The 22,106-nt window shown below is 68.1% G+C and carries 26 protein-coding genes; 17 read left to right on the top strand and 9 right to left on the bottom strand.

Translation table 11 applies throughout. From position 1 onward, the window contains the following. Positions 1 to 114: 114 nt before the first annotated feature. The 8 genes from FVA74_RS00195 to FVA74_RS00230 all read left to right on the top strand — a co-directional run bounded on the left by FVA74_RS00195 (position 115) and on the right by FVA74_RS00230 (position 4,627). Positions 115 to 1,089, top strand: a complete 975-nt coding sequence (locus tag FVA74_RS00195; RefSeq protein ID WP_147719778.1) for a metal ABC transporter solute-binding protein, Zn/Mn family — start codon at positions 115 to 117, stop codon at positions 1,087 to 1,089. After that, the gene (locus FVA74_RS00200) at positions 1,086 to 1,958 is read left to right on the top strand and encodes a metal ABC transporter ATP-binding protein (protein WP_147719779.1); all 873 of its coding nucleotides are present in this window, start codon (positions 1,086 to 1,088) and stop codon (positions 1,956 to 1,958) included. Before FVA74_RS00195 ends, FVA74_RS00200 begins: the two co-directional genes overlap by 4 nt. Then, on the top strand, positions 1,955 to 2,848 hold the full coding sequence (locus FVA74_RS00205; RefSeq protein ID WP_147719780.1) for a metal ABC transporter permease: 894 nt from the start codon (positions 1,955 to 1,957) through the stop codon (positions 2,846 to 2,848). Before FVA74_RS00200 ends, FVA74_RS00205 begins: the two co-directional genes overlap by 4 nt. Then, positions 2,845 to 3,228, top strand: coding sequence for a Fur family transcriptional regulator (locus FVA74_RS00210; protein ID WP_147719781.1), 384 nt, complete (start codon positions 2,845 to 2,847; stop codon positions 3,226 to 3,228). Before FVA74_RS00205 ends, FVA74_RS00210 begins: the two co-directional genes overlap by 4 nt. A gap of 267 nt (positions 3,229 to 3,495) precedes the next feature. Then, positions 3,496 to 3,732 (top strand): 50S ribosomal protein L28, encoded by a 237-nt coding sequence (gene rpmB, locus FVA74_RS00215; RefSeq protein ID WP_147719782.1) that lies wholly within the window; start codon positions 3,496 to 3,498, stop codon positions 3,730 to 3,732. Next, positions 3,732 to 3,899: a 50S ribosomal protein L33 gene (rpmG, locus tag FVA74_RS00220; protein WP_147719783.1), complete on the top strand. Its 168-nt coding sequence runs from the start codon at positions 3,732 to 3,734 to the stop codon at positions 3,897 to 3,899. The genes rpmB and rpmG overlap by 1 nt, the downstream gene beginning before the upstream one ends. Before the next feature lie 2 nt (positions 3,900 to 3,901). After that, positions 3,902 to 4,207 carry a 30S ribosomal protein S14 gene (gene rpsN / locus FVA74_RS00225; RefSeq protein WP_147719784.1) on the top strand — a complete coding sequence of 102 codons (306 nt, stop codon included), beginning with the start codon at positions 3,902 to 3,904 and terminating at the stop codon, positions 4,205 to 4,207. Between the two features lie 132 nt (positions 4,208 to 4,339). Then, on the top strand, positions 4,340 to 4,627 hold the full coding sequence (locus tag FVA74_RS00230; protein ID WP_147719785.1) for an HU family DNA-binding protein: 288 nt from the start codon (positions 4,340 to 4,342) through the stop codon (positions 4,625 to 4,627). A gap of 65 nt (positions 4,628 to 4,692) precedes the next feature. Here the strand turns inward: FVA74_RS00230 and FVA74_RS00235 are convergent, their stop codons facing one another. After that, positions 4,693 to 5,790, bottom strand: a complete 1,098-nt coding sequence (locus tag FVA74_RS00235; RefSeq protein WP_370454464.1) for a YihY/virulence factor BrkB family protein — start codon at positions 5,788 to 5,790, stop codon at positions 4,693 to 4,695. Positions 5,791 to 5,966: 176 nt separating this feature from the next. Here FVA74_RS00235 and FVA74_RS00240 point away from each other — a divergent pair, with 176 nt between their 5' ends. From FVA74_RS00240 to FVA74_RS00260, 5 genes are all read left to right on the top strand, one after another. Further along, a complete protein-coding gene (locus tag FVA74_RS00240) occupies positions 5,967 to 7,025 on the top strand; it encodes a hypothetical protein (RefSeq protein ID WP_147719786.1) in 1,059 nt (352 codons plus the stop codon). After that, on the top strand, positions 7,022 to 7,432 hold the full coding sequence (locus FVA74_RS00245) for a phage holin family protein (protein WP_147719787.1): 411 nt from the start codon (positions 7,022 to 7,024) through the stop codon (positions 7,430 to 7,432). Before FVA74_RS00240 ends, FVA74_RS00245 begins: the two co-directional genes overlap by 4 nt. Then, complete coding sequence (locus FVA74_RS00250; protein ID WP_147719788.1) at positions 7,429 to 8,019, top strand: DUF3618 domain-containing protein; 591 nt, start codon at positions 7,429 to 7,431, stop codon at positions 8,017 to 8,019. Before FVA74_RS00245 ends, FVA74_RS00250 begins: the two co-directional genes overlap by 4 nt. Before the next feature lie 149 nt (positions 8,020 to 8,168). Next, the gene (locus tag FVA74_RS00255) at positions 8,169 to 9,272 is read left to right on the top strand and encodes an iron-containing redox enzyme family protein (protein WP_370454466.1); all 1,104 of its coding nucleotides are present in this window, start codon (positions 8,169 to 8,171) and stop codon (positions 9,270 to 9,272) included. Then, a complete protein-coding gene (locus tag FVA74_RS00260; protein WP_147719790.1) occupies positions 9,269 to 9,472 on the top strand; it encodes a CDGSH iron-sulfur domain-containing protein in 204 nt (67 codons plus the stop codon). The genes FVA74_RS00255 and FVA74_RS00260 overlap by 4 nt, the downstream gene beginning before the upstream one ends. Positions 9,473 to 9,494: 22 nt before the next feature. On the opposite strand, the gene FVA74_RS13855 is transcribed toward FVA74_RS00260, so the two are convergent. Continuing rightward, the gene (locus FVA74_RS13855; RefSeq protein ID WP_147719791.1) at positions 9,495 to 10,979 is read right to left on the bottom strand and encodes an alpha/beta fold hydrolase; all 1,485 of its coding nucleotides are present in this window, start codon (positions 10,977 to 10,979) and stop codon (positions 9,495 to 9,497) included. Between the two features lie 146 nt (positions 10,980 to 11,125). Here FVA74_RS13855 and FVA74_RS00270 point away from each other — a divergent pair, with 146 nt between their 5' ends. Beyond that, positions 11,126 to 12,001: a manganese catalase family protein gene (locus tag FVA74_RS00270; protein ID WP_147719792.1), complete on the top strand. Its 876-nt coding sequence runs from the start codon at positions 11,126 to 11,128 to the stop codon at positions 11,999 to 12,001. A gap of 72 nt (positions 12,002 to 12,073) precedes the next feature. On the opposite strand, the gene FVA74_RS00275 is transcribed toward FVA74_RS00270, so the two are convergent. Then, entirely contained in the window at positions 12,074 to 12,892 is an 819-nt protein-coding gene (locus tag FVA74_RS00275; RefSeq protein ID WP_147719793.1) for an MBL fold metallo-hydrolase, read from the bottom strand. A 321-nt stretch (positions 12,893 to 13,213) separates the two neighbouring features. Between FVA74_RS00275 and FVA74_RS00280 the strand changes: the two genes are divergently transcribed. Next, positions 13,214 to 15,181 carry a cytochrome c oxidase assembly protein gene (locus FVA74_RS00280; RefSeq protein WP_147719794.1) on the top strand — a complete coding sequence of 656 codons (1,968 nt, stop codon included), beginning with the start codon at positions 13,214 to 13,216 and terminating at the stop codon, positions 15,179 to 15,181. Here FVA74_RS00280 and FVA74_RS00285 read toward each other — a convergent pair. Further along, positions 15,178 to 16,221, bottom strand: coding sequence for a hypothetical protein (locus FVA74_RS00285; RefSeq protein WP_147719795.1), 1,044 nt, complete (start codon positions 16,219 to 16,221; stop codon positions 15,178 to 15,180). The genes FVA74_RS00280 and FVA74_RS00285 overlap by 4 nt on opposite strands. Before the next feature lie 103 nt (positions 16,222 to 16,324). On the opposite strand from FVA74_RS00285, the gene FVA74_RS00290 reads away from it, so the two are divergent. Further along, positions 16,325 to 17,614, top strand: a complete 1,290-nt coding sequence (locus tag FVA74_RS00290; RefSeq protein ID WP_147722986.1) for an ATP-dependent RecD-like DNA helicase — start codon at positions 16,325 to 16,327, stop codon at positions 17,612 to 17,614. A gap of 89 nt (positions 17,615 to 17,703) precedes the next feature. Here the strand turns inward: FVA74_RS00290 and FVA74_RS00295 are convergent, their stop codons facing one another. Next, positions 17,704 to 18,354 (bottom strand): heme oxygenase (biliverdin-producing), encoded by a 651-nt coding sequence (locus tag FVA74_RS00295; protein ID WP_147719796.1) that lies wholly within the window; start codon positions 18,352 to 18,354, stop codon positions 17,704 to 17,706. Positions 18,355 to 18,469: 115 nt separating this feature from the next. After that, a complete protein-coding gene (locus tag FVA74_RS00300) occupies positions 18,470 to 18,766 on the bottom strand; it encodes a DUF2470 domain-containing protein (protein WP_147719797.1) in 297 nt (98 codons plus the stop codon). A gap of 42 nt (positions 18,767 to 18,808) precedes the next feature. Between FVA74_RS00300 and FVA74_RS00305 the strand changes: the two genes are divergently transcribed. Next, positions 18,809 to 19,327 (top strand): DinB family protein, encoded by a 519-nt coding sequence (locus FVA74_RS00305; RefSeq protein ID WP_147719798.1) that lies wholly within the window; start codon positions 18,809 to 18,811, stop codon positions 19,325 to 19,327. 73 nt (positions 19,328 to 19,400) lie between these two features. Here FVA74_RS00305 and fliW read toward each other — a convergent pair whose 3' ends face one another. From fliW to flgK, 3 genes are read right to left on the bottom strand one after another with little or no spacing between them, the layout of a single operon-like run. After that, complete coding sequence (fliW, locus tag FVA74_RS00310; protein WP_147719799.1) at positions 19,401 to 19,781, bottom strand: flagellar assembly protein FliW; 381 nt, start codon at positions 19,779 to 19,781, stop codon at positions 19,401 to 19,403. After that, positions 19,778 to 20,677, bottom strand: a complete 900-nt coding sequence (gene flgL, locus FVA74_RS00315; RefSeq protein WP_147719800.1) for a flagellar hook-associated protein FlgL — start codon at positions 20,675 to 20,677, stop codon at positions 19,778 to 19,780. The genes fliW and flgL overlap by 4 nt, the downstream gene beginning before the upstream one ends. Positions 20,678 to 20,680: 3 nt before the next feature. Beyond that, positions 20,681 to 22,105, bottom strand: coding sequence for a flagellar hook-associated protein FlgK (flgK, locus tag FVA74_RS00320; RefSeq protein ID WP_147719801.1), 1,425 nt, complete (start codon positions 22,103 to 22,105; stop codon positions 20,681 to 20,683). Between the last annotated feature and the right edge of the window lies 1 nt (position 22,106).

Consider the following 22,106-nt stretch of genomic DNA (forward strand, 5'->3'; position numbering starts at 1 on the left):
CGGTAGGTGACGGGCACGTAAATTGTTATGCGCGGTTTTGACAATGGTTATCAGTAGCAATTAGCGTTGACGCTGGCTTTCCAGCCATCACACCGAATTAGACAGGTAACCCCCATGACGGGATACACCCGCACCGCCATCGCCACGCTCAGCCTCGCAGCCCTTGCCCTCGCAGGATGTTCGAGCGCACCTTCCGAGGCCGATGGCAGGCTCACGATCGTCTCCTCGACCGACGTCTACGCCGATATCGCCTCCGAGATCGCGGGCGACCGCGCGGACGTGAGCGCGATCATCTCCGGCACGACGCAGGACCCCCACAGCTATGAGGCCACGGCCCGCGACCAACTGGCCCTCTCTCGCGCTGACCTCGTGATCGAGAACGGCGGCGGCTTCGACCCCTTCATCCACACGCTGCTCGACGGGCTCCAGGACGAACCGCCCGTTGTCGTCACGGTGACCGAACTCACCGAGGACGCCGCTGAGGAGCACGCTCACGAGGATGAGCACGCTCACGACCACAGCTCGGATGACGACCACTCCCACGAGGGGCACGACCACAGTCACGCTGACGGCAACGAGCACGTCTGGTACTCGCTCACCACGATCGAGGCCCTCGCAGGAGAGCTCGCGGCCCAGCTGAGCGAACTCGACCCCGCAGGAGCCGAAGAGTTCGAGGCAAACCTCGCCGCATTCACGAGCGAACTCGAGCAGCTCGAACAGCGGGCCGGCGAGCTCCGGGCCGAGCACGACGGCACGCCCATCGCGGTTACCGAAGCGGCCCCCCTCCTGCTCTTCGAGCAGCTCGGCCTCGTGAACGAGACCCCCGCCGACTTCAGCGCCGCCATCGAGAACGGTTCGGATGTCGCGCCCTCCGTGCTGCTCGAGATGGAACGCCTCATCGAGAGCGGCACGCTCGCACTCCTCGCCTACAACGAGCAGACCGCCGGCCCCGAGACGGAGCGCGTGCTGGCGCTCGCCGAGTCCGCAGGGCTGCCCATCGTGCCGGTCGCGGAGACCCTCCCCGAGGGCATGGGCTACCTCGAATGGATGAGCACGGTGCTCGACGAGGTGGGTGCCGCACTCGCATGACCGAACGCGCCGACCCCGCGGCATCCGCGGTCCTGGAGACGAGCAAGGCTGACACGCCCGTGTTGAGCCTGCGGTCGGCGACGCTCGCCTACGGCGACCGGGTGCTGTGGAAGAACCTCAACCTTGAGGTCAAGCCGGGAGAGTTCCTGGCGGTGCTGGGTTCGAACGGCACCGGCAAGACGAGCCTGCTCAAGGCGATCCTGGGGCAGCAGCAACTCTCGTCGGGCAGCATTGAGCTGCTCGGCGAGCCCGTGCGGCGCGGCCACCGCGGCATCGGCTACATCCCGCAGCAGCGACTCATCGAGCAGGGCACGCCCCTGCGCGCCCGCGACCTCGTCACGCTCGGCATCAACGGGCACCGGTGGGGCCTGCCCGTGACGGGGCGCAGGACGAGGCAGCAGGTCGACCGCGTGCTCGAGAGCGTCGGCGCCACCTCCTTCGCTAACGTGCCGGTCGCGACGCTGTCGGGAGGCGAACAGCAGCGCATCCGCGTCGGCCAGGCGATCGCGAGCAACCCGGCCCTGCTGCTCTGCGATGAGCCGCTCAGCTCGCTCGACCTCAACCACCAGCGCGTCGTGAGCGACCTGATCGACGAGCGCCGCCGGGCGATCGGTTCCGCCGTCGTCTTCGTGACGCACGACATCAACCCCGTGCTCGACAAGGTCGACCGCGTGCTCTACCTCGCGGGCGGGCGCTTCCGCATCGGAACCCCAGACGAGGTGCTGCGTTCCGAGGTGCTCTCGTACATGTACAACACGCCCATCGAGGTCATCCGCACGCGCGGCCGCGTGGCCGTGCTCGGGGCACCCGAGGGCTACGGCGTGCACGACCACCTCGAGCACCACATCGACGACAGGTGGCAGCGATGATCGAACTGCTCTCAGCGGTCAACGCGGCCCTGTTCGACTTCACCGACTACGGCGAACTGCTCGTGCTCGTGCGCAACTCGATCATCGCGGGCGCCGTGCTCGGCATCGTCGGAGGACTCATCGGCCCCTTCGTCATGAGCCGCGACCTCGCCTTTGCGGTGCACGGCATCAGCGAGCTCTCCTTCGCGGGCGCCGCCGCTGCGCTCCTGCTGGGCATCAACGTCGTGGCCGGGTCGATCGGGGGTTCGCTGCTCGCGGCCCTCATCATCGGCCTGCTCGGCAACCGGGCCCGCGAACGCAACTCCATCGTGGGCGTCATGATGCCCTTCGGGCTGGGCCTCGGCATCCTGTTCCTCGCGCTCTATGACGGGCGAGCGGCCAACAAGTTCGGCCTGCTCACGGGCCAGATCGTTTCCGTCGACAACCCGCAGCTCGGCCTCCTGCTCGTGATCGGGACGATCGTCGTGGTCGGGCTCGTCATCATGTCGCGTCCCCTCACCTTCTCCAGCGTGGACCCGGATGTCGCGCGCGCCCGCGCCGTGCCCGTCACCGCCATCTCGATCACCTTCATGGTGTTGCTGGGCCTCGCGACGGCCATCAGCATCCAGATCGTGGGGGCCCTTCTCGTGCTCGCGCTGCTCGTGACGCCCGCGGCCGCGGCCATGCGGGTCACGGCATCGCCGCTCATCACCCCGATCCTCAGCGTCGTGTTCGCCGTCGTCTCCGTTGTCGGCGGCATCATGCTCTCGCTCGGCGGGGCGCTGCCCATCAGCCCGTTCGTCACGACGATCTCCTTCACGATCTACCTGGCCTGCCGCCTCATCGGATGGCGGCGAGACCGCAGCGGGGCCAGCGGGCGCCGCGTGTCGACAAAACCGGTGGCGGCATGAAGCGACGTACCTGGCAGCGGGATGCTGTCGCCGAAGCCCTCGCCGAGAACACCGGTTTCGTGAGCGCGCAGGCCCTCCACGGGCAACTGCGGGATGCCGGCAGCCCCATCGGCCTCGCGACCGTGTACCGCACGCTCGCCAAGTTGGCGGAGGGCGGCGAGATCGACAGCCTCCAGCTCGACGGCGAGGGCCTCTACCGGGCGTGCGCCACCGAGCACCATCACCACCACCTCATCTGCCGCAGCTGCGGCACGACGGCTGAGCTGGAGGCGGAACCGGTCGAGGCGTGGGCGCGCGCCGTCGCGGCGCAGCACGGCTTCACGGCACCGGCCCACGTCGTCGACGTGTTCGGGCTGTGCCCCGACTGCAGCCGGGCGTGACTCGCGTTCGCGGCTACCGGGGAGCCGTGTGCGGGTTCGCGGGCCAAGTGCGCCCTCAAGCGCACGCATGACCACCGAAGCAACGCGCGGTGGGCCGCAATGAAACCGGGAGTTTGGGGAATCAGGGCTCGCCGCGTAGGATGTTCAGGTTGAGCAATCTGCTCGCCGTGTGACCCCACCCCAAATGCACCATTCCGGGGCAGGGTCATGCCGACAAGAGATCTTGGGTAAGGCACCCCGCCTTACGGTATTGAGAAGAGGACAGCCATGGCAGCAAACTGCCAGGTGACCGGAGCCACACCCGGCTTCGGACACAACATTTCACACTCGCACCGTCGTACGAAGCGCCGCTTCGACCCGAACGTGCAGAAGAAGACGTACTACGTGCCGTCGCTTCGCCGCAACGTGACCCTGACGCTCAGCGCCAAGGGCATCAAGGTGATTGACGCACGCGGCATCGAGTCGGTCGTCAAGGACCTGCTCGCACGTGGGGAGAAGATCTAATGGCCAAGCAGCAGGACATCCGCCCCATCATCAAGCTCCGCTCCACGGCGGGCACCGGGTACACCTACGTGACCCGTAAGAACCGCCGCAACAACCCCGACCGTCTTGTGCTGAAGAAGTATGACCCCGTCATCCGCCAGCACGTCGAATTCCGTGAGGAGCGCTAAACATGGCGAAGAAGAGCATGATTGCCAAGAACGAGCAGCGCAAGGTCGTTGTGGCCCGCTACGCCGAGAAGCGCGCTGCGCTCAAGAAGGCGCTCGTTGACCCCAACTCGACCGACGAGCAGCGCGAGGAGGCCCGCCTGGGTCTGCAGAAGCTGCCGCGCAACGCCTCGCCCGTCCGTGTGCGTGGTCGTGACGCGATCGACGGTCGCCCCCGCGGCTTCCTCCGCGAGTTCGGCGTTTCGCGTGTGCGCTTCCGTGACATGGCTCACCGTGGCGAATTGCCCGGAATCACCAAGTCAAGCTGGTAAGTTCAGTCCGGATACAGACCGGTCGCCGCGTGGTGGCCGTGCAGATTCAAGCCAACCGATCGAATACACCGACTGTTCTCATGAGCAGCCATGGTCGTACCGCAGAGCACAATGTCCGAGGAGGACTCCTAAATGGCTGACAAGTCACTCAACCGCACCGAGCTCGTCGCTGCCGTCGCAGCTGCCTCTGGCCAGAGCCAGGCTGCCGTCAACTCGACGCTCGACGCCCTCTTCAACACCGTCGCCGAAGAGGTCGGCAAGGGCACGAAGATCACCATCCCCGGATGGCTTTCCTTCGAGCGCACCCACCGTGCCGCTCGTGCGGGCCGCAACCCCTCCACCGGTGAGGCGATCCAGATCGCTGCTGGCTACGGCGTGAAGGTCAGCGCAGGAAGCAAGCTCAAGGCCGCCGCGAAGTAATTTTCGCCAGCCTCACACGAAGGCGCCCACCCCGCACGGGGTGGGCGCCTTCGTCGTTTCAGGAACTACTTGTCGTCGTCGCGGTGTTCGTGCGCGTGCTCCTCGCGCAGCTCGCGTCCCTGCTGCACGAACTTCTGTTCCTTCTCCTCGTTCTTCTCCATCTGCCTCGTGTCGCGCGGCGGCAGCTGGATGGTCTCCTCCGCCTCGATGCCGCCCTGCAGTTCGCGCCCGCGCTCGAGCTCGGCGTCGAACTCGGCGCCGAAGAGGAGCGCCAGGTTGACGATCCAGAACCACAGGAGCAGCACGATGACACCACCGATGCTGCCGTAGGTGGCGTTGTAGTTGCCGAAGTTGGCGACGTAGAAGAAGAAGCCGAGCGTGGCGATGGCGAGCACGAGCAGGCCCACGATGCTGCCGGGGCTGACCCAGCGGAACTTCGGCTGCTTCACGTTGGGGGTCGCGTGGTAGAGCACGGCTACAAGCAGCACGGCGAACGCCACGAGCACGGGCCACTTTGCGATGTTCCACACGGTGACGACGGTCTCGTTCAGGCCAAGCGCGGCACCGATGGTCTCGGCGACGGGGCCCGAGAGCAGGAGCAACAGCACCATGACGACGGCGATGACCAGCAGCACGACCGTGATCAGGAGCATGATCGGCCGCAGCTTCCAGATGGGACGCCCCTCCTCCACCTCGTAGATGGTGTTCATGGAGTGTGCGAACGCCGTCACGTATCCCGACGCCGACCACAGGGCGCCCGCGAGGCCGGCGATGAAGGCGAAACCGGCGGCGGATGAATCGGCTAGCTGCTCGATTGGACCCCGGAGCGTGTCGGCCACCGAGGCATCCGTCAGTGAGGTGATCGCGCCGAGCAGGGCGTCGACGGTCTGTTGCCCCTGCCCGAAGAGTCCCAGTGTCGAGACGAGCGCGAGGAGCGCGGGGAAGAGCGAGAGCAGCGCGTAGTAGGTGAGTGCCGCGGCGAGGTGGGTGCACCTGTCTTTGATGAACTCGCGGATGCTGCGCCTGATCACATAGCCCCAGGCGGGGGCCGCGACATCCGTTAGGTCGTCGGGCTTGCGAGGGTCTTCGGGGTGGGGCGCCGTGGCGCCGTGACGGTCGCTCGCTCCGGGTCCCGATACTGCCTTGCCCTGTCGCATTGCCATGAGCGGCCTCCTTTGAGGGTCCATTGGTCGGTCGTCACGGGCTCCCCCGCTCTTCTCCTCGCATGGTCCGCCCCAAAGCCTGAAAGTTCAAGGGATTGTGGCCCCCGAAAGGGGGGAGCAGCATAGGCCGGGACCGAGAGTCGGTCAGTAGCAGATTCAGCGAAGGACGACACATCGTGAGTACGAATTTCGGAGCCGGAGACCCCGGCATCCCGGGGCGGAACTCCCAGGATCCCCTCGGTAACCCCGCCCCCCAGCCGGGCTCGCCGCAGTCGCAGATTCCCCGCGACGACGAGAACGCTGAGGAGGCGCCCATGGCCGATCCATTCACAGGCAGCGCAGGTTCGACTGGCGCGGGCGCCACTGGCTCGCCGTTCACCCCGCCGCCCGCGACGAGTGGCGTGCCCGGCACTAGCGGCGCGAGCAGTGCAGGAACGAGCAGCTCAGGAATGGGCAGCACGGGTGCCGGGAGCACACCCCCCGGCAGCACGGGCGCCAGCGGCGGCACCCGGCAAGGCAGCTCGGTGCCAAGCGGCGGCGCTTCCGGCGCCGCCGACACTGCGAAGAGCGAAGCAGCGGATGTCGCATCCCACGCGGGTGAGGCGGGCAAGCAGGTCGCCGGCACCGCGAAGGAGGAGGTCGCGCACGTGGTCAAGGAGGCCGGCAACCAGGCCAAGGACCTCTTCGACCAGGCGAGGGCGCAGGCAGTGAGCCAGGCCTCCGAGCAGCAGGGCCGCGTGGCATCCGGCCTGCGCTCCATCAGCGACGAGTTCGCGCAGATGGGCGAGGGTCGAGAGGACTCCGGCCTTGCCGGCCAACTCGTGCAGATGGCGGGCACGCGTGCGAGCGCGGTCGCCTCGTGGCTCGAGGACCGCGAGCCCGGCGACCTGCTTGACGAGGTCAAGGACTTCGCGCGGCGCAAGCCAGGCGTGTTCATCGCGGCCGCAGCCATCGCCGGTGTTGCCGCGGGTCGCATCACAAAGGCCGTCATGTCGGCTGACTCGTCGGGCGGCTCGGTCTCTGGCGCTTCCCAGTCGCACACTGCGGCGACTCCGTCAAGCACGGCAACGCCGCCTTCCGCGACCACGTCGATGCCCGCGCAGAGCACGCCCCCGTCGACGCGCGCACCCGGCTCGACTGGTGCACCTGGCGCGACTGGCGTTCCAGGCTCGATGGGCGGTGGAACCCCGGGCGGCGCTTCCGGCACCACACGCACCCCAGGGGCGACGCCATGACCGACACAGGCCCTGGCCAGGATGCGCCCAAGCAGTCGCTCGGCGACCTGATCGGCGAGGTCACGCGGGACTTCTCGACGCTCATGCGCCAAGAGCTCGAGCTGGCGAAGGCGGAGTTGCGCGAGAGCGCGAAGCGCGGCGGTAAGGGCGCGGGCATGTTCGGCGGCGCGGGAGTGGCGGGCCACTTCGTGCTGCTGTTCCTCTCGATTGCGCTCTGGGCGGGCCTCTCTGAAGTGATGGCTGCGGGCTGGGCCGCACTCATCGTGGCCGTGCTGTGGGGCATCGTCGCGGCGGTCCTCGCCGTCATGGGTCGCAAGGAGTTCGAGCAGATCCGCGGTATGCCGCAGACCCTGCAGACCGCAAAGAAGATTCCAGACACACTGAAACCGAATGGGGACAACTCATGAGCAATACAGATCCGGATGCGATCCGGGAAGACATCGAACGCACGAGACACGAACTGGGCACCGATGTGGATGCCCTCGCCGACAAGGTGACGCCGTCGAAAATCGTGCACCGACAGACCGACAAGGTGAAGGGCGCGGTCGGCGGGCTGCGTGACCGCGTCTTCGGCGTCGCGAGTGACGCCCGTGACAGTGTGGGGAGCACGGCGCACGACCTCAAGGACGGCGCGGCCGAGCTGCCCCACAGGGCGAAGCAGGCTGCCGAGGGCAATCCGCTCGCCGTAGGACTCATCGCCTTCGGCGTCGGCTGGCTCGCCTCCTCCCTGCTGCCCGCGAGTGACAAGGAGTCGCGCCTCGGCAGCACCATCAAGGAGAAGGCCGAGCCGCTCGTGGATGAGGCCAAGCAGGCCGCCAAGGCGGTCGCGGATGACCTCAAGGAGCCCGCGAAGGAGGCCATGGAATCGGTCAAGTCCACGGCATCCGAGGCGGCCGGGCACGTCAAGGGCGAGGCGTCGAGCGCGGCCTCCGAGGTGAGGGATCACGGAACCTCGGCGGCGCAGCACGTGAAGGAACAGGGCACACAGTCCTGACGGCCCCGCGGCGTGAGTAGCGCGGTTCGCGCAATCGCTGGCGCGATTGCCATCACCCGAAGCGCGCTACTCACGCCGCTGCCCATGCCACTCGTGACTGGGAAATTGCGGGGTTGCCGGGGGCGGCGACCGGGCCCAGCATGGGGCGCGTGAACAGCCTCGCAGCATCCACCGCCTCGCCCGCCACCACGACGACGCAGGCGCGCTATGCCCCGCCCCGGTTTTCGGCGCGTGGGCCCATCAGCTCGACCATCCTCAACGCCCTCGCCTGTGGCATCCGTGCGGCCGGCGACAGCCTCGGCGACCTCGAGCATTCGACTCGTGTGGCGATCGCGGCCTCGCCCGACATTGTTCGCGATGACGACCTGCAGCTCGCGCTGCTCATTCTCCACGGACTGCACTACGGGGGCGTCGTCGAATCGGACGACGACTGGGAGTGGCATCCGGCCCTCGTCGCGGCTCGCGTCGCGATCGAGCGGGCCTTCGAGGCGGAACTACGCCGTCAGGTGCCGGTTCCCGAGCTGCCGAACCCTTCGGCCGAGGATGTCGCGGCGGCCCTGTTCGAACTGACCAAGCCGACCGCGGGCCCGAGTTTCTCACGCTACGTAGCCCGAAAGGCGAGCGAGGAGCATTTGCGCGAGTACCTCGTGCTGCGCTCCGTCTACACCCTCAAGGAAGCCGACGCGCAGACGTGGGCCGTGCCGCGGCTGCCGGCCCGGGCAAAGGCGGCGCTCATGGAGATCCAGACCGACGAGTACGGGGCTGGTGACCCGGAGCGGATGCACTCCGCAATCTTCGCGCGGGCGATGCGCGGCCTGGGCCTCGACGACCGCTACGGCAGTTACATCGACTGCGTCCCGGCGGTCACGATCGCGTCGTTCACGATGATGACGATGTTCGGCCTCAACCGCAGTCTGCGGGGTGCGACGGCGGGGCACTTCTCGGCCTATGAGATGACCTCCTCGATTCCTAACCGCTACATCGCGCAGGGGGTGCGCAGGCTGGGTTTCAGCGACGACATCGCCTGGTACTTCGACGAGCATGTCGAGGCTGATGCGGTGCACGAGCAGATCGCCGGCCGTGACCTCTCCGGCGGGTTGGCCGAGGCCGAGCCGTCGCTCCTCGCCGACATCATGTGGGGCGCGAACTGCTCGCTGCTCGTGGACGGCTGGGGTTCCGCTGAGGCGCTTGCCCACTGGGAGGCGGGGCGTTCGGCGCTGCGGGTGCCCATGCCGAGCGGAGCGGAACGATGAGCGGCCGCCCGCCCGCGATCGTCGCCTGCCCCAACGGGCCGCTGTTGGTGCGGGGCGACGCGGCACTTGAGACCCCAGACGGCGAGCCCATAGACCGGCATGGACGCAACACGGTTGCGCTCTGCCGCTGCGGGGCATCCGCCATCAAGCCCTTCTGCGACGGCACCCACAAGATGACGGGATTCCGCTCGGACGACTGAAGCGCGCGAGGAGGGAGCGTGATTAGGGCGCGCCCACACCGTTGGCCGCCGCGTCGAGCACGAGTTCGACCGTGCGGGGGTGGGCCAGAATGCGGAAGTGGCCGCCAACCGGCACCCGCACGTTCTCAGCGCCGGGCAGCTCGCTGCCCTCCGGGATGTGCGGGTCGAAGACCCCGAAGAGCGAGCGGATGCGCGAGTTGACGCCGCGCTCTCGCCCCAGCTGCACGGTCGTGGGCGAGTAGGGCGAGAAGCTGCGGAGGCTCGGCACCCAGAAGAGTCGGGCATAGCGCGAGCCGGAGAATGGCGTGGCGACGGCGACCATCGCCGTCACGCGCTCCGCGACGCGCGGGTCGAGCATGAGCGCCTTGCCGATGAGCCCGCCCTTGCTGTGGGCGACCACGACGACGTCGTGCAGCTCGCTCTGCTCGAGCTGTGCGGCGACGAGGGCAGCGGCATCCTGCACCCTGCCGAGGTTGTGACGCAGGTTCGGCATGACATGCACGGGATGGCCGGCAGCGTGCAGCCGGCAGACGAGCGGCTGCATGAATCGCCAGGTCTCATAGACCCCCGGGATCACGACAACCGGTCGCCGGTCGCCGCTCGTGAAGCTTCCCGGCTGGGCACCGGGCAGCAACGCCCGCACCTGCCACCATCCCGCGTAGGCGTAGTCGATCGTCCACCACCACGCCCGCGCGACGAGTGACGCGACGCCGCGCGCCGGCGGCACCCGCTGCGCCCTGGGCGCGGGCTCCTCCTCGGCGATGAAGCGGGTGAGTGCTGCCGCGACCGAGCGGGGTGCCGAATGATGCAGCACATGCGCGTGATTGGGGAGTTGGAGCATCCGCCCCCTCGGTGCGGTCGCCGCCAGCTGGCGGCAGAACTCGGGGTGGGCGATCGGGTCGCGCTCGCCGCGGAGCACGAGCACGGGGCAGGTGACGTCGCGGATGCGTTCCTCGGTCGGGTAGTCAATCATCGACGGGAGTGTGCGCAGGTACCATCCCAGGCCGCAGCGCAGGTAGTCGGTGAAGACGAGCCAGTTGGCAGACGGCGGCTCGCGGAGACTGTCGAGGCCGAGCGAGAGGGCCTGCTGCAGGACAGTGCGTCGCCGCGGGTCGACGACGGGGCCGAGGAGGGCGACCCGCTCCGTGAGGTCTGGCCTCTGGCGGGCGAGTTCCAGCACGAACTGGCTTCCCATGGAGTGGCCGACGACGGTGCAGGATGTCACGCCCAGGTCGTCGAGCGTGGCGGCGAGCACGCGCGCATGGTCTTCCACCGAGAGGGCGCGCTCGGGGTGCGGGGTCGCGCCGAAGCCGGGGAGGTCGATCGAGTGGACAGTCGCGGTCGCTGAGAGCTGGTCGTGCAGCCGGGCGTAGTAGCGGTGAGACATCCCGATGCCGTGGACGAGCGCGATGACGGGGGAGCCAGACGGGGCGCGGGTTGTGAAGACGTCGACGTCGCGCCGAGTGCCGTCAATGGTCACGGCGCGGCGTGAGCGAGGTGGGCGCATGCCCAGAGGATACGCAGGCAAACCGTGGGGTTACCCCCCTTGCATCGCCCAGTACCCGCGCCTAGCGTGCCGCCCAGACGTCCCCGGAAGGCACGACTCACCCGTCTGTGCGTGGGCAGGGACCCGAGATGAGAGAGGGAACACCAATGTTCTTTCACAAGCAGGAACTGCAATTCAAGGCCAAGCCTGACCGGCCCGACCCCATCTTCGCCCGGAAGCTGCAGGAGGTGCTCGGCGGCCAGTACGGCGAGATCTCGGTGGCAATGCAATACGGCTTCCAGGCCTGGAATTCACACCTACCCGGCAAGTATCGCGACCTCCTCTACGGCATCGGCGCGGAGGAGATGGGCCACGTCGAGATGCTTGCGATCATGATCGCCCAGCTGCTCGAGGGCGGCCCCAAGGACGACGCGGAGGACGCCATCCAGGACCCCACCCTCAAGGCGGTCATCAGCGGCGGCGACGTGCAGCACGCGATCGTCGCGGGTGCGGGTGCGCGCCCAGTCGACAGCAACGGCAACCCCTGGCAGGGCTCGTACATCACCTGCAGTGGCAACCTCCTCGCCGACTTCACCGCCAACGTCAATGCTGAGATGCAGGGGCGTGTGCAGGTCGCGCGGCTGTGGCACATGACGGAGGACAAGGGCGTGAAAGACCTGCTCGCCTTCCTGCTCGCGCGCGACACGATGCACCAGAACCAGTGGATCGCCGCCGCCGCGGAGCTGCAGGAGGAGGGGTACGAGGAGCTTCCCGTTCCCAGCACCTTCCCGATCAGCAAGGAGCACCGCGAGGTCTCGTACCAGTACCTCAACTTCTCCGACGGCGCCGCGGCAGCCGAGGGCAAGTGGGCATCCGGCCCCACGCCAGATGGCAAGGGGGAGTTCAGCTACCACGACGGCCCGACGACCTCGGCGCCCATGCCGCCGGCGACGCAGCCCGATGTCAACCTGCATGGCACGATGCCCCTGTCGAAGGGACCCATCGCGAAGGCTGCCGGCGCGGTGAAGGATGCGCTGAGCTGAGCGCTCCGTTCAGCCAGCCTGCAGAAACGGGCCATTCTCTCCGGAGAATGGCCCGTTTCTGCTGGCGGGAGCTCAGGTCAGGTGGTCGTAGTCGCCGCGCACCCACGCCATGTGGCGGTCGGCCGAATGGCGCACGATGGCACGCGCATCCGCCGGGATGACATTGTCGAAGTTGCCGTAGACGCGCTCGTAGTCGAAGCGGTCGAGGTGGCGCGCGATCCGATCGACGACCGCGGCAGAGAGCGGGATGCGGTTGGGGTAGCTACGCATGAAGCTCACCGAGCTGCGGTCTGGGTTGGGGAAGAGCGTGTCGCCCGAGAGCAGCACGCCGCCGCCACCCGCGCCGGTCGCCCAGTGCGCCGCGGCGCTGCCGGGAAAGTGGCCGCCGGGCTGCGTGAGGGTCACGCCGGGGAGGATCTCGAGGTCGTCACCCCAGGCCTGGATCGCGGCATCCGCTCGCTGCACCCACTCGCGGTCGGCTTCGGCGACGTAGACGGGTACACCGCCGAGCGCGCGGCTCCACTCGAGCTGCACGCCAAACATGTGCGGGTGGCTGGCGGCGATCGCCGTCACCTCGCCGAGTTCCTGCACGCGGGCGACGATGTCGTCATCGACGAAGCCGAGGGGGTCCCAGAGCAGCATGCCCTCCGGCGTGCGCACGAGCTTTGAGGTCTGCCCGATACCGACGCTCTCGTTCGTCGTGAGGCCGAAGAGCCCCGGTTCGAGTTCACGGATGCTCGCCGTCACGCCGCGCGCGATGAGCTCGTCGAGCGTGGTCCACTGCTGCCCCTCCTCGGGCACGTACTGGCGCTCATCGGTGCAGATCGCGCACACCTCGACCTGTTCGGAATGCTCGACGGCGCACGTGGCACAGATGACGAAGTCGGTCATGCGTCCTTCCTACTGCGGAAAGGCGGCGCCTACCCGCAGAAACTCGGAGATTCGGCGGCGCGCCGGGCGCCGCGGCATCCATCGTCGGCGTGTCGCCGGATCTCCGACTTTGCGTGGCAGCCTGCGACAACTCGACGACGGAGGCATGGGACGGGTGGGATAGCGTCGGCGCATGGGGAATGACTCTCGGCGGGACCCAGGTCCCGCCATTCGGTCGTGGTGGTCCGCCGTCGGATGGAGCTCTCTGACGGGGGCAGCGGAGGATCCTCGGCGCAACCACCGCGGGAATCCACACAGGGTCTGCTCGCCTAGGCTTGATGGGTGATCAGGCTCGTACGTGTCGCCGGCCCCGCCGTGTTGCTCGTCGTCGCCCTCATCGCGACCTTCGCCTCGCTCGCGTTCGGTGGCGGCGCGGATGCCCAGGCCCTGGCCGACCCCGGAGAGCTCGTGCGCTACGGGCTCCCCGTCGCCAAGCTGCTCGTCAACCTCGGTGCCGCGACGGCGATCGGTGCCCTCGTGCTCGCGAGCTTCGCGCTTTCCCGTGACGAGCCGGCGTGGGGGACCGCGATCGACGTCGCCGCCGCCGGAGCGGCCGTGTGGACGGTCGCCGCGGCCGCCACGGCCTTCCTCACCTTCCTCAGCATCTACCAGCAGCCCGTCTCGGCCGACCCCGAGTTCGGGCGCCTGCTCGGCCAGTTCGTCACCGAGACCGAGCTCGGCATCGCGTGGCTCGTGACGACGCTCATTGCCGCCGCTGTCACCGCCCTCGCCTTCGCGGTGCGGCCTCCGACCGCCGTCGCCGTCACGGCCGCGCTCGCCGGTGCCGGCCTCGTGCCGATGGCGACCCAGGGCCACGCGGCAGGCACGGCCGGGCACGCGACCGCGGTCAATGCCCTCGGCCTGCACCTCGTCTTCGCCGCCCTGTGGCTGGGCGGACTCCTCACGCTGGTGATGCTGCAGCGCACCCTCAAGGGCGAGCGGCTCGTCACGGTGCTTGAGCGCTACTCGACCATCGCGCTCCTGAGCTTCATCGTCGTCGCGATCTCCGGCTACGTCAGTGCGGCCCTCCGCGTCGGCGAGTTCGACGCCCTCATGACGCCCTACGGCATCCTCGTCATCGTCAAGGTGCTCGCGCTGCTCGCACTCGGGGTCTTCGGCGCCCTCTACCGGCGCTCCGTCATCCGGCGCATGGCCGCGTCGGACAAGGCACGCGGATGGTTCTGGTGGCTCGTGGTCGCGGAGCTCGGCTTCATGGGCATCGCCTCGGGCGTGGCATCCGCCCTGGCCCGCACGGCCACGCCGGTGCAGGAGGAGTACCTCGACTCGACGCCAGCCCTCATCCTGACGGGGGAGCCCCTGCCGCCGCCCGTCACGGCAATGAGCTTCCTCACGGAGTGGCGCTTCGACCCTCTGTGGACGCTCATCCCCGTCTTCCTCGCCTTCTTCTACCTCGCGGGCGTCTGGCGCTTGCACAAGCGCGGCGACCGCTGGCCCGTGCTGCGCACCGTGAGCTGGCTCGCGGGTCTCGCGCTGCTCTTCTACGTCACCAACGGCGCCCTCAACGTCTACGAGCGCTACCTCTTCAGCATGCACATGATGGGACACATGCTGCTCGGCATGATGATTCCCGTGCTGCTCGTGCCTGGCGCGCCCGTCACGCTCGCCTCCCGCGCCATCCGCAAGCGCAACGACGGCAGCCGAGGCGTGCGCGAATGGATCCTCTGGGCCGTGCACTCCCGCTATGCCGCCGTGCTCGCGAACCCCATCGTCGCGGCCGTCATCTTCGTCGGCTCGCTCTGGCTCTTCTACTACTCACCGCTGTTCCGCTGGGCGGCCGAAGACCACCTCGGCCACCAGTGGATGATCGTGCACTTCCTCCTCAGCGGCTACATCTTCGTCATGGCCCTCATCGGCGTCGACCCCGTGCCCTATAAGGCGCCCTACCCGCTGCGGCTCATCCTGCTGCTCGGCACCATGGCGTTCCACGCCTTCTTCGGGCTCAGCATCATGATGGGCGAAGGGCTGCTGCTCGCCGACTGGTACGGCGCCATGGGGTGGGGCACGGATGCGCTGGAGGACCAGCGGGTCGGCGGCGGCATCGCGTGGAGCGTCGGCGAGATCCCCACGATCATCCTCGCGATCACGGTCGCGATCTCCTGGTCGCGCAGTGACGCCAAGCTGACGAAGCGACTCGACCGCAGGGCTGACCGTGACGGAGACACCGAACTGGATGCCTACAACGCGATGCTCGCGAAGGCGGCGGCGCGGGATGACGCGGGAAAGCGCTAGCGGGGGGTGAGCGTCAGTCCGCCATCGGCCGTGAAGGTCACGAGGTAGGAGACCGTGAACGGCACCTCTTCACTGAACGAGGCGATGCTTCCGTCGAAGAGCGACATCACGTCGACGTCGAGGCGCGCAGCGCCGTGGGCTGGCGGCACGATCCAGGTGCCGATCTGCTCGCCCGGGATGATCTCCACGCGCGGATAGTCCGATACCTCCCACTGCGGAGGCGAGACGACGCGGTTGGCGATCTCCTTGCCGAACGGGCATCCGGTCGGTTGCAGCACCTCCTCCTCGGCGCAGCGGTCGAGGTACGCGGCGAGTTCCTTCTCGACCGCGTCTTCGAAGGCGTCGCTCGCGGTCACATTCAGCACGAAGCGTTCGACCCGCTCGGTTGACGTGACGGGGAGCACCGTCTCCTCCGCCTCGAGGTAGAGCGATTCGTGGCTGAAGGAGTAGGCGCCCGGCACGAGCACCTGCAGGGGATTGACCTCTCCGGCACCCGCGGTCGCAACGACGTGCACGCCGTTGACCGCGAACTCGACCGTGTTGCGCGGCACCACCTCGAGGGTTGTGAGCGGCGACTCGATGAACTCCCACGCGTTGAAGAAGCCGAGGCGCGCGCCCGTGTGCTGCACGGCGAAGGTCGTCTGCCCGGGTAGGCCGTCGACGCGGTACGAGAAGGTGACGTGGTGCTCTCCATCGCCCCGGTCCTCATCGTCGACGAGTTCCACCTGCGAGAGGCGGGCGAGGGCATCCCGGCGCAGGAGCGCGTCGTCGGCGTCGTCATCGACGACGACGCCCGGCATCGCGACGATCGACGCGACATCGTGCCGGGAGAGGGACTGCAGGTAGGCGGAGACGAAGCCCGAGGCCGAGTACACGGTCGAGTTCAGGGTGATGATCGTCGCGACGAAGGCCACGAGCAGCAGGCCGAGGGCCACGCCCCACGTGACAGCGAAGCGCGCGCGGGGGCCGGGAACCCCGGGCATCCGCTCGGGTGACGGATGCTGCGGGCCCGTCGTCTCCTCCACGGTGCCCGTCGTCATGGGCCCAATCCTAGACGGCGCCCTCGACCGCGAGATCGGTGCCCCGGCGGGTAGATTGGACGGGCCGATCGCGCGCTCGACGCTCGGCGTTGAGGAGGTGCGGATGTCTGGGCTCTCACTCTCGGCCGAGCAGTCCGCCGTCTTCGACGCCATCGAGAATACGCGCGACCACATCTTCGTCACCGGCCGTGCGGGCACGGGAAAGTCGACCCTCCTCAACCACCTCGCATGGAACACCTCCAAGCAGGTCGTTATCTGCGCGCCGACCGGCGTGGCCGCGCTCAACGTGGGCGGGCAGACGATCCATTCGTTGTTCCGGCTGCCGATCGGGGTCATCGCCGACCACGACATCGAGCAGGGCACCGAGCTGCGCAAACTTCTCAACACGATCGACACCCTCGTGATCGACGAGGTCTCGATGGTCAACGCCGATCTCGTCGATGCGATCGACCGCAGCCTGCGCCAGGCCCGGCAGCGACGCAACGAGCCATTCGGCGGCGTGCAGGTCGTCATGTTCGGCGACCCCTACCAATTGGCCCCCGTGCCCGGTGACGCCGACGAGCGTGCCTACTTCGCCGACACCTACAAGTCGATGTGGTTCTTCGACGCGAAGGTGTGGGATGAAGCGGAGCTGCGCATCTTCGAACTGCAGGTCATCCACCGGCAGCACGAGGAGGAGTTCAAGTTCATGCTCAACGCGGTGCGCCACGGCATGGTCACCGCGGAGATCGCGCAGCGACTCAACGAGATGGGTGCCCGAACGCCGCCAGAGGATGACGCGATCACCCTCGCGACCCGCAACGACACCGTGAATCGCATCAACGCGACATCCCTCGCCCGACTGCCCGGACGCGCCCTCACGGCGACGGCAGAAGTGAACGGTGACTTCGGGGGCCGCGCCTACCCCGCTGACGAGAACCTGCAGGTCAAGGTGGGGGCCCGCGTCATGTTCCTGCGCAACGACCCCGACCAGCGCTGGGTCAACGGCACGGTCGGCACCGTCACGCGGATCGCTGACACCGTGCGCGTCGAGGTCGACGGGGAGGAGCACGAGGTGCTGCCCGCGGTGTGGGAGAAGATCAAGTACACCTACTCGCCCGCGACCAAGCAGCTGCGGCGCGACATCGTCGCGGAGTTCACGCAGTTTCCTCTGCGGCTCGCGTGGGCGGTCACAATCCACAAGTCCCAGGGCAAGACCTACGATCGCGCGATCGTCGACCTGGGGCAGCGATCCTTCGCCCCCGGGCAGACCTATGTGGCCCTCAGCCGCATCACGGCGCTCGACGGGCTCTACATGACGAGGCCGCTGCGGCCATCCGACATCATCGTCGACGACAACGTGCGCCGCTTCATGTCGCGGGCGGCGATGACGCCGGGCATCGCGGCGCAATAGCGGATTGAGCAGCGAGCGTCAGCGTTCACAACTCAGGAGCGGGCTTTCACAATTCAGGAAGGGAAGGCGTCCTTCCTGAATTGTGAACGCTACGCGACGGCGGAGGCCTTCTGCGCGTCGAGGTCGTGGAAGAGCTGCGTATTGAAGTCGTAGGCGACGAGCACCTCGTCGATGACCCGCTCGCGCTCCTCGGGCGTCCACTCGATCGCGTCGAGGGCGTCGCGGTAGGCGTCCTTAAACTCCGTCACCGAGGGGATGCTCTCGAAGCGGTAGAACGCGACGCCCTCGTCTCCGAGGCCGAAGTGGCGCTGCATGAGCTTGCCGATGTGCTGGCCGCCCGAGAGGTCGCCGAGGTAGCGCGTGTAGTGGTGGGCGATGACGCCACCGTTCCAGTCGGCGACCTCGCGCATGCGCTCGCAGTAGGCGATCGTCGCGGGCACGGGGCTGATGCGGTCGCGCCATCCGTCACCCATCAGGTGGTCGAGGTCGGCCTCGATCGCCGGCATGCGCACGAGCTCCGGGGCGATGATCGCGCCGACCATGGGATCGTCAGCCATGCCCGCGGTGACCTGCTCGAGCACGTCGTAGATGTACCAGTGCTGCACGACCAGCTGCGTGTAGTCGTCGAGCGTGCCGGTGCCCTTCATGAGGTCGGTCATGAAGCCGGCGCCTTCGCTCTGGCCGTGGCTCGCCCACGTGCGCTCACGAAGGGCCTGCGAGAAGGGAATCGATTCGGCCACGGAAACTCCAGTTAGGTAAGGATGCCCTAACCATATCGGAGCCACCCGCACTCACCGCAAGGGTGTTCCGGCTCGTGGACCGCGTCAGCGGCGTGGCGTGAGCGGATGTGTGGGGTTAGTGGGGCCGCGGTTCCAGGCCCAACTCGGCGCACGCGCGATCGTAGATGACGACGATCTCACGGCGGATCTCGGCACGCTCACTGATGGTGGTCGTCCACGGCACGCCGAGGGGATGCTCCTCGCCGCCCACGGTGTAGATCCAGCGGCCCTCGTGCTCACTGAGGTCGACCATGGTCGCGGAGTCCGCGGCACGGTCGCCGAACGCCCGCGCGATGAGGAGGTTGTCGTCGCGGTGATCATCGTTCATGTGATGCAGCACGGCCGCGACGACCTCGGGGGAGAAGCTTGGCATGAACGCTACGGTACTCGTTCGCCCTGAGTGCCAAGATGAGCTATGCCCATCACGCCTGATACCAAGGACTGGACCTGGGTGCTCTCGCGCTCCTGCGCCGAGTGCGGCTTCGACGCGACATCCTTCGTCGCCGCCGACATGCCGACCATGATCCGCGAGAACGCCCGCGCGTGGCCCGGCCTCCTCGATCGCCCCGATGTCAGACAGCGACCGGATGACTCGACCTGGTCGCCGCTCGAATATGGCGCACACGTGCGAGACGTCTACCGACTGTTCCACGAGCGCCTGCGGCTCATGCTCGGCGAACACGACCCGCAGTTTGCGGACTGGAGCGCGGATGATGCGGCGCTTGCCGGCCGCTACAGCCAGCAGGACCCCCAGACTGTTGTGGGCGAGATCGTTGAGGCGGGCGAGGCGATCGCCGACGCCTACGAGAACCTCGCGATGGAGCAGTGGATCCGCCCTGGACGACGCAGCAACGGCTCGCTCTTCACGGTGGAGTCGCTCGGCAGGTACATGCTGCACGACGTCGTGCACCATGCGCACGACGTGCGCCGCTGAGCGCTTTCACAATTCAGGAGTCAAGGCGCCCGAGGTCCCGAGTTGGGAAAGCCAGGTCCTGAGTTGGGAAAGCTCAGGCGCGGGCAAGTTCCGCGCGGAGCGGCCAGTTCTGGTTGTCGAGGATGAACTGGGCGCACGCGCCCGTGCGCGAGTTCACGACGATGGGTGCCATGAGATTGGTTGTGGTCGTGCCGTCGGTGCCGGGGTTGGCGACAACGAGCACGAGCGCGTCGTCCGGCGACTGCAGGCCGAGGCTCGCGACCTGCTGGTCGCTGAGTTCCGGCGTGTAGGCGGGGAGGTAGGCGCCAGCGTCGAGCACGTAGAGGCGCAGTGCGCTTTCCGCCGCGGGGCGGAGCGTGAACAGCCCGACGGCACCCTTCACCTCGTCGAGCACGAAGTCGACGTGGGGCGCGAAGCCGGGGGGCGGGACGACGAAGGTGAGGGTGGCGGTCATCGCAGGAAGTCCATCAGGGTCGGTTGGAGCACTCGGGCGGTCACCGCGAGCGCGGACTGGTAGGAGACCTCCTGCATCTGGAGGTCGAGCACGGCCTTGGCGAGGTCGAGGTCCTCGATGCCGGAGCGCTGCGTCTCGAGTGAGACCGACTGCAGCAAGTTGGTTTCTTCGGCGCGCATCATCTGGGCGTGCCGGGTTCCGATCGTGGCACGGTGCCCCCTCATGACTTCGAGTCTGGCATCGATCTCGCCCAGCTTCGGCCCGATGTTGGTGCCCGCGCGGAGGTCGGCGACGATGGAGTCGACGAGGGCGAAGACGGATGTCGGCCCTGCGCCGAAGATCGCGGCACCGTCGGCATCGACCCGCACGGTCGTTTCGGAGTCGATGCGGCGCTCAACCGTGCTTCCGGGGGCACCTGCGAACTCGTAGGGCGTTGCCGAGTCGGCACCCAAGAACGCGTGGCCAGCATCCGAGTTGCCGGCGAAGATGCTGCGGCCAAGGTAGGCGGTGTTCGCCTGGGCGAGCAGGTCGCTGCGAAGGCTCTCGAGCTCCACCGCGATGGCTTCCTTCGCGGTCGGCGACATGGCCCCGTCGTTGGCTCCCTGCACCGTGAGGTCGCGCACTCGGTCCATGAGTCCGGCGACGTTGGTGAGGGTCGAGTCGACCGTCGTGAGCCAGCCGAGGCCGTCGCTGATGTTGCGCTTGTACTGGTCGTTGGCCCGCTGCTCCGCGCGCACCTGCAGCGAGTTGGCGGTGCCGATGGGGTCGTCGGAGGGCGCGCCGATGCGCTTGAGCGAGGTCGCGCGGTCGCGCATCTCGCCGAGCCCGGCCATGACGCCCTGGAGGTTCTGCTGCGCCGAGCGCATGAGCGCGGTGCTGGTGACTCTCGTGATCACGGTCTACCTCCCGACCACGCCGGTGCGGTTGATGAGGGTGTCGAGCATCTCGTCGACGGCGGTCATGACGCGCGCGGCGCCCTGGTAGGCGACCTGGTACGTGAGCATGTTGATGTTCTCCTCGTCCATGTCGACGGCGGAGGCTGAGAGCTGGGCACCGACCGCGGCATTCGCGCTGATATCGGCGAGGGCCGATTGTTGGACCGCCGTGCGGGAGGCGACGCCGATGCCGGTCACGATCGACGACCAGAGCGCATCAGGGCCCTCGGGGTCAAGGCCGATCTGGGCGATCGCGTCGGCGATCGTGCCGTCGTAGGCACCAGCACCGACCGCGCCCGATGCGATTCCGCTCAGGTCGGTCGGCACGACGGAGATGCCGCGGGCGGCGGGAAGCACCCCGTCGATCTGGAAGAACGGGCCACCCGGGTCACCCGCGTTCGTGACACCGGTCTGGTGGACTGCGTTGACCTTTTCGGCGAGGGCCTGCGCGAAGAGGTTGAGTGCCTCGGCCGCCTCGGCGAAGGTGCCGCCCGTGCCGTTGCCGTCCGTCGGGGCAAGGATGGCGACGGATGCCGCGAGCTCGCCGCCATCGAGGGCGATCGCCGACCCGGGTCGGTGTGCCCACTCAAGCTGCACGGCGTTGGTGAGCCCGTCCTGCATCCGGAGCCCGCCCACGACAGTGACGGGCCGGAAGGTGTCTCCGGAGACGATCGCGTTGCCACCGATGAGCACCTCGACGGTGCCGTCGGCGGTCTCGCGCGCGGTTCCGCCGGCGAGGCTCGCGATCGTGGCAGTGAGGGTGCTGCGCTTGTCGAGCAGCTCGTTGACGGAGCCGCCCGCTGCGATGGCGGAACGGATGCGGCCGTTCAGGTCGGCGACCTGCTGGGCTGCCGAGTTGAGTTCCGAGACCATGCCGTTGGTCTGGGCGCGCATGCCGGCCCACTCGTTCTCGATGTCGGTGTAGGCCTTGCCGATGCGGGAGGTCAGCACGCCGGCCTGCTCGAGCAGCACGCCCGCCGAGGCCGGTTCGCCCGCGCGGTTGGAGACGTCCTGCCAGGCGGCCCAGAACTCGGAAAGCTGCGCCGAGATGCCGTTCTTTCCCGGCTCTTGCAGGATGCCCTCGATGTTCGAGAGCGCGCGTGCGTTGAGGTTCCAGAACCCAGCGGATGCCGCCGAGGAGCGCACCTTGGAGTCCACGAAGAGGTCGCCGAGCCTGGCGATGCCTTCGACCGAGACGCCCTGGCCGACGCGCGTGCCGTGGGAGAGCGGGCCCGTCTGGGCCACGCCGCCGATCGACGAGGTCGTCAGGCGCTGGCGGGTGTAGCCCTCAGTGTTGACGTTCGCGATGTTCTGCCCGACGACGTCGAGGCCCTGCCTCGCTGCATTGAGTGCGGTGTAGGCGGTGTTCAGCCCGCTGAAGGTGCTCATG

Origin of the sequence: Salinibacterium sp. dk2585, assembly GCF_008001035.1 — a bacterium.
Classification (GTDB): Bacteria; Actinomycetota; Actinomycetes; order Actinomycetales; family Microbacteriaceae; genus Homoserinimonas.

Bases quoted from the DNA above. Each gene is read 5' to 3' on its own strand.
- FVA74_RS00305 (WP_147719798.1), top strand. From the start codon at position 18,809: ATGCCCATCACGCCTGATACCAAGGACTGGACCTGGGTGCTCTCGCGC.
- fliW (WP_147719799.1), bottom strand. From the start codon at position 19,781: ATGACCGCCACCCTCACCTTCGTCGTCCCGCCCCCCGGCTTCGCGCCC.
- FVA74_RS00290 (WP_147722986.1), top strand. From the start codon at position 16,325: ATGTCTGGGCTCTCACTCTCGGCCGAGCAGTCCGCCGTCTTCGACGCC.
- FVA74_RS00275 (WP_147719793.1), bottom strand. From the start codon at position 12,892: ATGACCGACTTCGTCATCTGTGCCACGTGCGCCGTCGAGCATTCCGAA.
- rpmG (WP_147719783.1), top strand. From the start codon at position 3,732: ATGGCCAAGCAGCAGGACATCCGCCCCATCATCAAGCTCCGCTCCACG.
- FVA74_RS00270 (WP_147719792.1), top strand. From the start codon at position 11,126: ATGTTCTTTCACAAGCAGGAACTGCAATTCAAGGCCAAGCCTGACCGG.
- FVA74_RS00210 (WP_147719781.1), top strand. From the start codon at position 2,845: ATGAAGCGACGTACCTGGCAGCGGGATGCTGTCGCCGAAGCCCTCGCC.
- FVA74_RS00205 (WP_147719780.1), top strand. From the start codon at position 1,955: ATGATCGAACTGCTCTCAGCGGTCAACGCGGCCCTGTTCGACTTCACC.
- FVA74_RS00285 (WP_147719795.1), bottom strand. From the start codon at position 16,221: ATGACGACGGGCACCGTGGAGGAGACGACGGGCCCGCAGCATCCGTCA.
- FVA74_RS00200 (WP_147719779.1), top strand. From the start codon at position 1,086: ATGACCGAACGCGCCGACCCCGCGGCATCCGCGGTCCTGGAGACGAGC.
- rpsN (WP_147719784.1), top strand. From the start codon at position 3,902: ATGGCGAAGAAGAGCATGATTGCCAAGAACGAGCAGCGCAAGGTCGTT.
- FVA74_RS00230 (WP_147719785.1), top strand. From the start codon at position 4,340: ATGGCTGACAAGTCACTCAACCGCACCGAGCTCGTCGCTGCCGTCGCA.
- rpmB (WP_147719782.1), top strand. From the start codon at position 3,496: ATGGCAGCAAACTGCCAGGTGACCGGAGCCACACCCGGCTTCGGACAC.
- flgK (WP_147719801.1), bottom strand. From the start codon at position 22,105: ATGAGCACCTTCAGCGGGCTGAACACCGCCTACACCGCACTCAATGCA.
- FVA74_RS00245 (WP_147719787.1), top strand. From the start codon at position 7,022: ATGACCGACACAGGCCCTGGCCAGGATGCGCCCAAGCAGTCGCTCGGC.
- FVA74_RS00300 (WP_147719797.1), bottom strand. From the start codon at position 18,766: ATGCCAAGCTTCTCCCCCGAGGTCGTCGCGGCCGTGCTGCATCACATG.
- FVA74_RS00250 (WP_147719788.1), top strand. From the start codon at position 7,429: ATGAGCAATACAGATCCGGATGCGATCCGGGAAGACATCGAACGCACG.
- FVA74_RS00195 (WP_147719778.1), top strand. From the start codon at position 115: ATGACGGGATACACCCGCACCGCCATCGCCACGCTCAGCCTCGCAGCC.
- FVA74_RS00260 (WP_147719790.1), top strand. From the start codon at position 9,269: ATGAGCGGCCGCCCGCCCGCGATCGTCGCCTGCCCCAACGGGCCGCTG.
- FVA74_RS13855 (WP_147719791.1), bottom strand. From the start codon at position 10,979: ATGCGCCCACCTCGCTCACGCCGCGCCGTGACCATTGACGGCACTCGG.
- FVA74_RS00235 (WP_370454464.1), bottom strand. From the start codon at position 5,790: ATGGCAATGCGACAGGGCAAGGCAGTATCGGGACCCGGAGCGAGCGAC.